Below are 11,714 nucleotides of genomic sequence, written 5' to 3' on the forward strand. Positions count from 1 at the left end.
CTGTGAATGAAAGCGGGATGGCCATTTTGGCCAAGAAGCTGAGGTTGTTCAGGGGCTTCATTGGATTTTGTGCTCAATAAATAGGCAGATACTCGAATGCAATCTGCAGAATAACTCCTAATTATGTCCTAATGATGCATTTTTATCTTCATATTTGCTGGCTATTACAATCTCAGGTGATAAGTCTAGGCTGGAGACTCAATCAACACCAGAGTGCGATAATGGCGGCGGGGGCCAGCGAGAAAGTGAAGATGTGGACGAGTTCATGGCAGTGAGTCGCATTCCAGCGGATATCCTTGAGGCGGCAGAAAGCCGTTTCGACCCGCCCGGTGGAGCGCTCAAGATGATTGTCTATCTCGTCTTAAACGGATAAGATTTTTAAACTGCCTCATCCGTTGGCGCGTGAGAAACCAATCAGGCGATAAAGGTCCGCCTGTCGGATCTACACCGGTCCTGTCGACACCCTCAATCTAGGCGAGATGTGTGCTGCGCCTGCCCTTTTGGACTGAAAGGCGCACGACATTTCCAGTTGGAGCGACAGCCTCAGGCTGGCCGCGGCTCCACGGTCTCAAAGGGGACGCTGACACTCAGATAATGAACAGCAGGCAAGGCCGCCAGTGCCGGCTTGGCAAACAGATAGCCCTGGAACAGGTCGATGCCGGTAGCCCGCAGTGCCGTCAGCTCCGCTTCGTTCTCGACACCCTCGGCTAGGACCGTGATGCCAAGCTCTTTCGCCATCGTTGTCACGCAAGCGATGATGGTCTGACGCGCTGGCGAGCTCGCGATGCCGCGGATCAGTTCCATGTCGAGCTTCATCAGGTCCGGTTGGAAGCTCGCCAGGAGGTTGAGCCCGGCATAGCCCGCTCCGAAGTCGTCCAGTGCAGTAAGGAACCCGTGTTTGCGATATTCGGCGATAATCCGCTGCACGTGAGCGACGTCGAGCATACGCTCGTTCTCAGTGAACTCGAACATGATCTGCTGGTGCGCGAACCCAACGCGGTGCGCAGCCTCAAGCGTAGCGCGAATGCAGGCGGACGGCTCGTAGACCGCATTGGGCATGAAGTTGATGGACAACCTGGTTTCGTTGTCCGGGAACAGTATTCCAGCAAGTTCGATGGCGCGCACTCGGCAGGCCTGATCGAACCTGTAGCGGTTGACTTCGTCGACTTGCCCGAGGACCCAGCCTGCGCCCTGGCCTGCTTCTCCCCGCACCAGAGCTTCGTAGCCCCAGATCCTGTTTTGGCGAATATCGATGATAGGTTGGAAGGCCATGGTGAAGGCGAAAGGTAGCGGCACGCTGTCCTTGCAGCCTTGGCAACCCGATTTGCCCATCGTCACAGCTCCAAGCCGCTCACCCAATCGGTACCGACTCTGCAACTAAGTCGCAAACAATTCATGAAACAACATAGATCAACAATGATGGGCAGGGGGATGTGCCCCTGCCTGGGTTCGCCCTAAACCATTGACTTGAACCCTTTTAAGATAGTCATCTGAGATTTGTCGCATGAAAACGTCAATTAGGCTGCCGCACGTTGCAGGCTTTCGGCCAGCTGGCTGGCAGCCTCATCCGCCTTGTAGATTTCGGCAACTGTCTGTTTGAGTTTGTTCTCATCATCAGACTTGCCGAGGGCTTTAGCGTAAGCCGCAGCTGTGCCGAGCCCAGCGACGCCGTAGTGCGCCATGCGCTGGTACTGGGCGATGATGACAACGTCGCGCAGCTTGCCGTCTTGCGGTGCCTCCTCAGACGCATGTTTGCGCGCCTCTTTCACGAGGCCCTCCATGCCTTTGCAGTGCTCAGGTTCAACCTGGCCGCCTGCTTGTTGTATAAGATTTTTGATGATTTCCGTATGTTTATTGATGCCTTCGATGGAATTCTGAAGCATCTGCTTCAGTTTACTGTCACTGGTCTTGCTTGTCAACTCGTGAACAATGTGGACCATCTGATCATTGGCTGACCAGTTGTCCTTTAACTCTTCAAGGTACAAATCCTGAAGGCTACTTGGCGCGGGCATAGCAGTTCCTCCGTTATGAGACTTCGGTCAACAACGGTCAGATGCCTCTGTTCCTGGCGAAGCGGCGTCAGGCTGGCGCAGGGCTGGTCCTTGAGCCTCCGAGGGAGGACTCGCAAACGTAGCAACATTCCTGTCCAGAAAACGAAGGTTTTCCAACCACTTGAACCTGTAAGGTCTGCGTGCTTGGAAATCAAAAACAAGAGGCGGCACATAAGCTTGGCAGATGAAATGAGAGGCCGCCGTGGCTGATCCTCACTGCAATCCGTCAGGGTAGCTGCGCCGAGCGCCGTTGACGTTCCTCGGCACAGGCTGCGGCAAGGTCGGCATCGTCGACCTCGCGCAGCGCTCGAAAGATGTGAACGGCACGGCTCTGTTCACCGGCACGCATCACCAGCACCACGGTCTCAATGTCCGAACAGTCCGGATCGCCGCAGCTGATTTCGCTGACGCTCAGGCAGTCGTTCGGACCAAGCTCCAGCATTGGCGTGAGCCGCGCCTTTAGCGCGGCTGAATGCGGAGCATTGGCGGCCAGTCGGCGGCGCCAATCCTTCAGCGTTACGAAGGCCATGTCAGGCGGCCGCCTGGCCCCACTGCGGGAACGGATCCGGCAGGTGCTGAAAATCCTTCGGTTCAAAGCGTGTCGCTGCTTCGGGACCAACCAGGCACGCGTCGAGAGCCACGCGGATGGCGCCTTCGTCAAGGTTCGTCCCGATGAACACCAGCTCCTGGCGTCGGTCGCCCCAGACCTCGCTCCAGTGCTGGTTGAGCAACTGGCGCCACTCTGAATGATCAGGCCAGCGTCCGCGGGGCACCGCCGCCCACCAGAACCCCATCCCTCCTGTCCGGGCGACCGCACCAGCCAGGGAGAAGTCACCAACCCACTCGGCACGTGTCGCCAGCCAGAAATGGCCCTTGGCGCGGATCAGGCCAGGCCAGGTCTGGTTGATGAACGCGTTGAACTTCTCCGGGTGAAACGGCCGACGTGCGCGGTAGACGAAGGAGCTGATGCCGTACTCCTCCGTCTCCGGCGTGTGCGCATGCGGCTCATACAGCTCCTTGTACCATAAAGGATGTTGCTGAGCCTTCTCCTCGCTGAACAGACCGGTATCGAGAACCTCTTCGAGGTCAACTTTGCCGAAGCTCGCCGGGATGATCTTGGCATCCGCATTGAGACCGCGCACGACAGCAAGCACGGTGGCGAGCTGCTCGGCGCTGACATCGTCAGCTTTGTTGATCACTACGACATCCGCGAACTCAATCTGCTCGACCAGCAGATCGACCAGGGTGCGCTCGTCCTGAGCCCGTGCGGTCTCACCACGGTCACGCAGCAAGTCGTTCGAACCATAGTCGCGCAGCAGGTTCATTGCATCGACGACCGTGACCATCGTATCGAGGCGCGCAACGTCCGACAGGCTGTGTCCTTCCTCGTCGCGAAACGAGAAGGTGCTGGCGATCGGCAAGGGTTCGGCGATCCCGGTGCCCTCGATCAACAGGTAGTCGAAACGCCCTTCCCGGCTGAGGCGGGTCACCTCCTCAAGCAAGTCGTCACGCAAGGTGCAGCAGATGCAGCCATTGGTCATCTCGACGAGCTTCTCGTCGGTGCGTGACAGGTCCGAGCCGCCGCTGCGAACAAGATCGGCGTCGATGTTCACCTCGCTCATATCATTGACGATCACGGCCACCCGCCGTCCCTGTCGGTTGTTGAGCACGTGGTTCAGGAGCGTGGTTTTGCCAGCACCTAGGAAGCCGGACAGCACGGTAACGGGGAGACGGACGGCAGGAGCGGACGACCTTGGCATGGGACCTCATAATGTTATAATGTTACATCTCCAGCCGACTTAGAATGTAACTTTGTAACAGTGTCAACTCCGGGAGACCGATGGGCAGCCAGGTGCACACCCACGTCTATGATCCTAGCTGCCCGAAGCGCCCCAAGGCGCAGGTGCAAGCCGTGCTCGTGCGGGCCGAACGACACTGCGAGGAGCAGAACCTGCGCCTGACGCCCATCCGTCGGAGGGTGCTTGAGGAGCTCGGGCGCGAGCGGCAGCCCATGTCGGCCTACCTGCTGGCTGATCGGCTTAGCCAGGGGCGCACGGTCGCGCCTGTGGCCGTCTATCGTGCACTGGAGTTTCTCGTCAGTGCGGGCCTGGCGCGCCGCATCGCGAGCAAGAGCGCTTACGTGATCTGCGAACATGGGCCGGCGAGCGGAACGGCCCTGCTGCTGATCTGTAAAGGCTGTGGCGTGGTCGACGAGATGCTATGCGAAGGTCTCGACCGTGTGTTGAACCGAGCTACGGCTCAGGTTGACTTCGCAACACACAGACCTTTGATCGAGTTGGAAGGTGAATGCGCCTCATGCACCAGCCGGTACGGAGCCCCAGACTGTGTTTCCTAAATCAAATTGTAGGGCGCCACTCCGCATACAAACACGCAAACGCTCAGCTTACTGGGGTCGCTCGAGGCGCCGCACACACCTGTTGTAACAGTGTAACGCCCATGGCGAATGTGCCCCAACCGGTGAGCGGAAGCTTGTCAGTCCCAGCCCAGCGCGCGCAAATGCAACATTATAACGTGCGCGTGGAACTCCGATGCCGTACCGTAGCCGCTTGGGCCTGCTGGCGCTCAGCACCGCGCTGCCCCTCGTTCTCCTCGCCACGGCCGCGGCGCGGGCCGAGGACATCAAGCTCGACGAAATCACCGTCTCCTCACCAAGCCCGATCGTCGCACGTCCTACTGGGCCGGTGACCGGCGTGGGATCTGCGTTCCCGATCGGCGTGCTGCCGGTCGTGACCAACACGTTCTCACCCGTGACCGTCGTTACGCAGCAGCAGATTGCGCGTGACCAGCCGCGCACGCTCGGTGACGCACTGTTCGACCGGCCCGGCATCTCATCGACCACCTACGCGCCAGGTGCCGCCTCCCGGCCGATCATCCGCGGCCTCGACAACGCCCGGGTGCGCATCCAGGAGAACGGCATCGTCAATGGCGGCGTGTCCGATCTCGGCGAGGATCATACGGTCCCGATCAATCCTCTGGTGGCCGACCGCCTCGAGGTGATCCGCGGCCCCGCCACACTGCGCTACGGCTCGGGCGCCATCGGCGGTGTCGTCTCGGCCGAGAACAACCGGGTGCCAACCTACATCCCGGCGAACGGCTACTCCGGGCAGGTGACCTCCGGCTACTCGACGGTCGACAACGGCCGCCTCGGCGCGGCGACCGTGGACGCCGGCAAGGACGGCTTTGCCGTGCACGCCGACGGCTTCAAGACAGCCTCGGACAGCTACGCGATCCCCGGCGGGATCCAGCGCAACTCATATAGCGAGTCGCAGGGCGGCTCGGTCGGTGTGTCGGCGATCGGCGACCGTGGGTTCGTCGGCGTCGCGTTCAGCCACTACGACGCGATCTACGCCATCCCGGGCGGAGAGGCCGAGGAGGCCCGCACCCGCCTGACCCCGAACCAGGACCGGGTGATCTCGCGGGGTGAGTACCGCCCGCTCGACGGTCCCCTGGAGGTGATCCGCTACTGGGCCGGCTACTCGGTCTACCGTCACGACGAGATCGGGATCGGCGAGGATGGGATCGAGGGTCAGCAAGCGATTTTCAAGAACCGTGAAGCTGAGGTGCGGATCGAGGCGCAGCATGTCCCGGTGTTCACGTCTTTCGGCAAGCTCACCGGCGCCATCGGTGTTCAGGCCGACCGGCGGCTGATCAACACCCAGCTCGAAGCCTTCCTGCCGCGCACCGACTCGCGGGCTGGAGCCGTCTATCTGTTCGAGGAGCTGGAGGTTCTGCCCGGTACACGCCTGCAGGCGGCGGGCCGCATCGAAGGCGACCGCATCCGCAGCACCGCCGTCCAGTTCCCGGGTAACTACCTCCCCGTCGATGGTGAGGATCCGCTGAGCTACCGGCTCACGCGCCGCTTCGCGCCGAAGAGCGCGAGCTTCGGCCTGCTGCAGGACCTGCCCTACGGCTTCGTGGCAAGCCTCACCGGCTCCTACGTCGAGCGCGCGCCGACCGGCTACGAGCTGTTCTCGCAGGGTCCGCACGACGCAACAGCCACCTTCGAGATTGGCGATCCGACCCTGCGGCTGGAACGGGCGCGCACAGTTGAAGCCAGCATCCGCCACGGTGACGGGCCGCTGCGTTTCGAGGCAACCGGCTACTACACGCGGTACACCGGGTTTATCTACAAGCGCCTGACCGGCAACCTGTGCGACGACGACTTTGGAAGCTGCGGCAGCGGCGACGAACTGCGCCAGATCGTCTACTCACAGCAGAACGCCACCTTCTATGGGGCGGAACTCATCGGGCAGTATGATGCTCTGCCGATCGGCAATGGGTTCATCGGTGTTGAGGGACAGTTCGACTTTGTCCGCGCCAAGTTCGACGACGGCACCAACGTGCCGCGGATCCCGCCCTACCGCCTCGGCGGCGGCGTTTATCTGCGTGCCGACGGATGGTTTGCACGGATAAACCTGCTGCACGCGTTCGCACACACGCAGATTGCCCCATTTGAAACCGATACCCCGGGCTGGAACGACCTGCGCGCGGAGGTGAGCTACACCAAGGCGCTCGACCCCGCCGTCTACGGGGCGAGCGAGGTGACACTTGGGTTGCAGGGCCGCAACCTTCTCGACGACGACATCCGCAACTCGGCGTCGTTTAAGAAGGACGAGATCCTGCTGCCGGGCCGGAACGTCCGCCTGTTCCTGACTGCCCGGTTCTGATCCCATACCGGCCTCCGGCAGGGCGCCGCCGGAGGCCAAAGACCAGCTTAGCCGTGGCAGGTGCAGCCGGCGTGCTCACAGCCGGCATGGTCCTTGTGACCGTCGGCACACTCGTCGCAGCAGTAGGCCTTGCCGTCACGGTCCACAGCCTTGGTCAGCGGGATCACGCAGACGCAATCCTGGCAGGCGCACTTCACCATCTCGACATTGACGCTGGTCATCGGCTTGCTCCCTTGTTGGAAGATCAGGATCCGGCCTCATCGATAGCTAGATCGTCGGTATGCTCATGTGGCTCAACGAAATGCGCGATCATGTTGCGTAGACCATCGCGCACGTGATCGTCGTCGATCGTGTAGGCGACCTGCCGCCCCTGTCGTGTCGCCCGCATGATCCGGGCAGTGCGCAATAAGCGCAGATGATGGGAGGTCAGAGATTGCGAAAGACCCAAGGTCTCACAAATGTCGCCGACCGTATGCACCTCGTCGAGGCAGGACAGGACAATTCTTAATCGGTTTGGCTCACCAAGCAGGCGGAATACCTCCGCGACATCAATCACCTGAGCTTCAGACAGCTGCGGCACGTCCAGGCACCTCAACGCATGAGCACATGTTCATGTGTCGGCTATGTCGCTGCGGGAGTCAATTGGTCACGTCATGCAGCTGCTCAGCCGTCTCGTTGCGCTGTAAGCAAAACGACGGTTTTTCAGCCACTTAAACCTGTAAGGTTAGCGCGTATGGAAATCAAAGCCGGGGACCGAGCGCATAAGCTTGGCGTATGGGATCAGAGATCTGAAATGGCTCGGCGCGAATTCCACTTAATGGCCTACGTCCAGGCGGCTAGGATCACCGACACTCGACCTGCACACGCCCACCTGATTGTCCCCCAGGCAGCGCTACCGTCGCTGCCTTTTTTGCAGGCATGCACCTACACAGTCACAGACACGCCACGGCTTCCGTCCTATCAAAGGTTAGTGCCCTACCTATGAGGCTACCCTTCGACGATCCAGCGAATGCCACCCGCCCCACTGCCCGCCCTCATCTCCGATCCGACCCGGCTCGCTGCCCTGGCTAGCTATGCCATTCTCGATACCCCGGCTGAGCCGGGGTTCGATGGCATCGTGCAGCTCGCCTGCCGGCTCTGTGACGTGCCGGTGGCTTTGGTCAGCCTGGTTGCGGGCGAACGGCAGTGGTTCAAGGCGCGGGTGGGCTTCCCGTCCTGTGAGACCGACCTCAACAGCTCCGTCTGCGCCTACGCGCTCGAACGGCCGGACGACCTCCTGATCATCCCGGACCTGACGGCGGACCCGCGCACCAGCGCTAACCCGCTCGTCACCGGTGAGCCGTTCATCCGCTTCTATGCCGGGGCGCCGCTGGTCACGCCTGAGGGCCATGTGCTCGGCTCGCTGTGTGTCATCGATAAGAAACCCCGCCCGGAGGGGCTGACGGCTGCACAGCAGGCCGATCTTCGTGTGCTGGCCCATCAGGTGGTCAGCCAGCTCGAGCTGCGCCGGGCGATCGTCCAGCGCGACGCTGTGCGCGCCGATGAAGCGCGCACCTACCGTGCCCGGGACGCCCTGCGCGACGCGCAGGCGGCGATGGCGACCGCCGGTGGTGATGTGCCGGCTGTCCTGGGCGCATTGATTGCCGGGGCGATGCAGGCGATCCCCGCAGCCGAGGGCGGAGTGGTCGAGCTGCTGGTCGGCGATACGCTGATCTATCACGCGCCCACCGGTACGCTGGCCCCGCACGCAGGGTTGCGGCTTGGTTTGACGGACAGCCTGGCTGGCTACGCCGCGACCACGCGCGCGGCGCACTTCCTGACGGACGCGCTGACCAGCCCGCACGTCAAACCCGAGCTGAGCGCGCGGCTCGGTCTGCGCGCCGCCGTGGTCGCACCGATCCTGCGCGGTGGTCGCGTACTTGGCGTGCTCAAGCTGCAATCGGCCAAGGTCGCCGCGTTCGACGCAGTAGACCGCGACATCGTGGAGCTGTTCGCCAACGCCGCTACCGCCTGCCTGACCGCCGCCGAGGCGCAGGCAGAAACCCAGGCCCAGGACGTCTACTGGCGCGGCCTGTTCGACCGCCTGCATGAGGGGTTCATCGTCGGCGAAGCCGTGCGCAACACGGACGGCCAGATCACCGATTGGCGCTATCTCACGGTCAACCCGGCTTGGGGCGAGCTGGTCGGCATCGATACCAAGGGCATCGTCGGCCAGACCATCCGCGAGGTCTTCCCCGGGATCGAGGACGAGTGGATCACCGACTTCGCGGCGGTGGTCGACACCGGCCAGCCCTGCACTTTCACCCGCCAGGTCGGTACCCTGCACCGCTGGTACGAGGGCCGTGCCTTCCCACTAGAGGGTGATCGGTTTGGGGTGATCTTCCTTGAAGTCACCCAGCGCGTTGAAGCCGATACGCGCCGAGCGGCCCTCCTGCAGCTCGGAGACCGCCTGCGCGACTTGGCCACGATCGGCGAGATGACGGCTGCCGCGTCCGAGATCGTCGGCCGAACGCTGCACGCCACCCGCGCCGGCTTCGGCCTGATCGTCGGTGACGTGGAGTTCGTAGACATCGAGCCGGACTGGACCGCGCCCGGCCAGGGCAGCGTTGCCGGCCGCCACCGCTACGACGATTTCGGCAACATCCGCGCGCCCCTGCAGCGCGGCGAGCCGCTGGTGGTGAACGACGTGGCCACCGACCCGCGCACACAGGCTGAAGCCGGCATCTGGCAGGGGTTCGCCATCAACGCCTTCGTGCATATGCCGGTGCGCGAGAAAGAGCGTACCGTTGCGGTGTTCATCGTCCATGACGTGAACGCACGGGTCTGGACGGTGGACGAGCTGGCGTTCCTGCGCAACGTCGCCGACCGGGTCGAGGTTGGCGTGGCGCGGGTGCGGACCGAAGAGTTGCAAGTGGTGCTCAACCACGAGCTGGCTCACCGATTGAAGAACACCCTCGCGATCGTCCAGTCGATTGCCTCCTCGACCCTGCGCGATGTGGCGGAACGCGGGCCGGTCGAGGCGTTCGAGCGCCGCGTGCTGGCGCTGTCGCGTGCGCACGACGTGCTGATGCAGAAGAGCTGGACCGCTGCGAAAATGCGGTCCGTCATGGAAAGCGTGCTGAACATACAGGGCGGCCTCGACCGCTTCGCACTGGATGGCCCGGATCTGGACCTGAGCCCACAGGCCGCCCTCTCGCTGTCCTTGCTGCTGCACGAGCTGGCGACCAACGCGCTCAAGTACGGCGCCCTGTCGGCACGGGGCGGCAAGGTTCGGATTGCATGGCGCACCGAGGAGGGCACAGCGCCGACCTTAGTGCTCGATTGGACCGAGAGTGGTGGCCCGCCGGTCAACGCTCCCAACGGGCGGGGCGGGTTCGGCTCCAAGCTTATCCGTATGGGGCTCTTGGGAACCCGCCAGGCAGCCCTAAATTACGATCCTGTGGGTCTCAAAGCGGAGTTCCGTGCGCCCCTCGCTGACGTTCAGGTTTCGGTGCACTAAGCCTATGGGTCAGTTTCAGCTCTCATCGCCGACCTTAGTGCTCGTGGTCGAGGACGATCCGATCCTGATGATGGCGATGGTCGAGTTCGTCGAGAACGCCGGTTGCGAGCCGGTTGAGGCGTACACGGTCCGCGAGGCCATCGAGATCCTGGAAACTCGCACCGACATCCGCACGGTCTTCACTGACCTCGACATGCGCGGTTCGACCGCCGGCATGCAAATGGCGGTGACGATCCGCGACCGCTGGCCGCCGATCGAGCTGGTGATGATTTCTTCGCAGCCGTGGGATGCGAGCCAGATCCCCGCGCGAGGCGTGGTGCTCGGCAAGCCGTTCGACCGGCGCAGGATTGTCGCCGCGATCCGTAAGTTTGCGGTTTAAAGCGCGTCAGTTGGTGGCGGCTCGGAGCGCAATGGCAGTGGGCCGGGGTGTTTTCCCCGTCGTGGAGACCCGGCCCGCCCGTGACGCCAGCGGAGCGGCCGAGGGGCGGCAGGCTGGTGTGACTACCGGGCCAATGTCTGCAAACTAGGACGGTTCCAACGGCCAAACGCCCGCCGAAGGGTTAGGACCTTGGCGGGCGCTCGGTGCTGAGGAGACTGACTTTGGACTGGAGATAGAACGGCCAGTTTTGAGAACCGTTCCAGCTCTCTTTGATTGAACCGTTTTAAATTGAATTGCCTTCACATGGTTTGGCACATTCGACATTTTGCGCTAGGCCTCGGAATGGTGCGTCGTGTGAACTATCAAATGTTTGATATGCCGGACGGTCGATTTTCCGTCACGGTAACCATCGAGCCAGACAAGACGATGGTGCGCACGGGCTTTGCAACCCAAGCAGAAGCCAGTGCATGGGTCGAGGGCCTGCGGGACATCATGGCAGCTCTTGGCGCACCCGTGAGCCTCGCCTTCCCCGAGTACCCCGGTTCCCTCCCGCTGAACGAGGTGCTGGCCTTCATCCGCAAGGCACCTACCGACGCCGACTGAGGGCACCGGTTCGTACGTTCCAGGCCACGATCGAAACCAATCAGCTTGACCGTTCATGGGTCTGCGGTCGACCCGTTGCAGACTGCGCTCACCGATGCCTTAAGGCATGAAATTCGGCGAAACATGAGCGATTTCAAAGCGTACACAGAATAAATCTTGATAGACGCGAATGTTAGGTACCACACCAAATGATGGATATTAGCCCATGTTGCTGGATGGGGTTAATTTGTGACCTAATTCAAATCATCATCACCCGCTCCATGACAGGTGCTGATGACTGGGAGACACGCGCTTCCACCTGCAAGCCAAAGGGGGATCCGCCATGGCCCCCATTCCAAGCCACTCCACCCACATGCTGAACCGCAAGCTGGAGAGCATCGCGCGCCTCTCCGATGAGGAGCGGCAGGCTATCACGCGGTTGCCCGTCAGCGTCCGCTCCCTAAGCTCGACTTTGGCCATTTTTGGCGATGTGTCGGGATCGGTCTGGATGGGGT

At 62.0% G+C, this 11,714-nt stretch carries 11 protein-coding genes; 5 read left to right on the forward strand and 6 right to left on the reverse strand.

What is annotated here, in order from left to right; translation table 11 throughout:
- Positions 1-543: 543 nt before the first annotated feature.
- The 4 genes from MFF64_RS35670 to zigA form a co-directional block, all read right to left on the reverse strand.
- Positions 544-1,332, reverse strand: coding sequence for an EAL domain-containing protein (locus MFF64_RS35670; RefSeq protein WP_238193764.1), 789 nt, complete (start codon positions 1,330-1,332; stop codon positions 544-546).
- A gap of 185 nt (positions 1,333-1,517) precedes the next feature.
- The gene (locus tag MFF64_RS35675) at positions 1,518-2,012 is read right to left on the reverse strand and encodes a YciE/YciF ferroxidase family protein (protein ID WP_238193765.1); all 495 of its coding nucleotides are present in this window, start codon (positions 2,010-2,012) and stop codon (positions 1,518-1,520) included.
- Positions 2,013-2,277: 265 nt separating this feature from the next.
- Positions 2,278-2,580: a hypothetical protein gene (locus MFF64_RS35680; RefSeq protein WP_238193766.1), complete on the reverse strand. Its 303-nt coding sequence runs from the start codon at positions 2,578-2,580 to the stop codon at positions 2,278-2,280.
- A 1-nt stretch (position 2,581) separates the two neighbouring features.
- Positions 2,582-3,811, reverse strand: a complete 1,230-nt coding sequence (zigA, locus tag MFF64_RS35685) for a zinc metallochaperone GTPase ZigA (RefSeq protein ID WP_099901849.1) — start codon at positions 3,809-3,811, stop codon at positions 2,582-2,584.
- A gap of 80 nt (positions 3,812-3,891) precedes the next feature.
- On the opposite strand from zigA, the gene MFF64_RS35690 reads away from it, so the two are divergent.
- Positions 3,892-4,407, forward strand: coding sequence for a Fur family transcriptional regulator (locus MFF64_RS35690; RefSeq protein ID WP_099901851.1), 516 nt, complete (start codon positions 3,892-3,894; stop codon positions 4,405-4,407).
- Between the two features lie 193 nt (positions 4,408-4,600).
- Positions 4,601-6,739: a TonB-dependent receptor gene (locus tag MFF64_RS35695; protein WP_099900055.1), complete on the forward strand. Its 2,139-nt coding sequence runs from the start codon at positions 4,601-4,603 to the stop codon at positions 6,737-6,739.
- A 47-nt stretch (positions 6,740-6,786) separates the two neighbouring features.
- Here the strand turns inward: MFF64_RS35695 and MFF64_RS35700 are convergent, their stop codons facing one another.
- Both MFF64_RS35700 and MFF64_RS35705 read right to left on the reverse strand, forming a co-directional pair.
- Positions 6,787-6,960, reverse strand: coding sequence for a metallothionein (locus MFF64_RS35700; RefSeq protein ID WP_099900053.1), 174 nt, complete (start codon positions 6,958-6,960; stop codon positions 6,787-6,789).
- A gap of 23 nt (positions 6,961-6,983) precedes the next feature.
- Positions 6,984-7,319 (reverse strand): ArsR/SmtB family transcription factor, encoded by a 336-nt coding sequence (locus MFF64_RS35705; protein ID WP_238193767.1) that lies wholly within the window; start codon positions 7,317-7,319, stop codon positions 6,984-6,986.
- A 429-nt stretch (positions 7,320-7,748) separates the two neighbouring features.
- Between MFF64_RS35705 and MFF64_RS35710 the strand changes: the two genes are divergently transcribed.
- The 3 genes from MFF64_RS35710 to MFF64_RS35720 all read left to right on the forward strand — a co-directional run bounded on the left by MFF64_RS35710 (position 7,749) and on the right by MFF64_RS35720 (position 11,220).
- Positions 7,749-10,238 carry a GAF domain-containing protein gene (locus MFF64_RS35710; RefSeq protein WP_238193768.1) on the forward strand — a complete coding sequence of 830 codons (2,490 nt, stop codon included), beginning with the start codon at positions 7,749-7,751 and terminating at the stop codon, positions 10,236-10,238.
- 43 nt (positions 10,239-10,281) lie between these two features.
- Positions 10,282-10,617: a response regulator gene (locus MFF64_RS35715; protein WP_238193769.1), complete on the forward strand. Its 336-nt coding sequence runs from the start codon at positions 10,282-10,284 to the stop codon at positions 10,615-10,617.
- Positions 10,618-10,920: 303 nt separating this feature from the next.
- Positions 10,921-11,220, forward strand: a complete 300-nt coding sequence (locus tag MFF64_RS35720; protein ID WP_238193770.1) for a hypothetical protein — start codon at positions 10,921-10,923, stop codon at positions 11,218-11,220.
- The last annotated feature ends 494 nt before the right edge of the window (positions 11,221-11,714 follow it).

Source organism: Methylobacterium frigidaeris, from assembly GCF_022179185.1.
Classification (GTDB): Bacteria; Pseudomonadota; Alphaproteobacteria; order Rhizobiales; family Beijerinckiaceae; genus Methylobacterium; species Methylobacterium frigidaeris.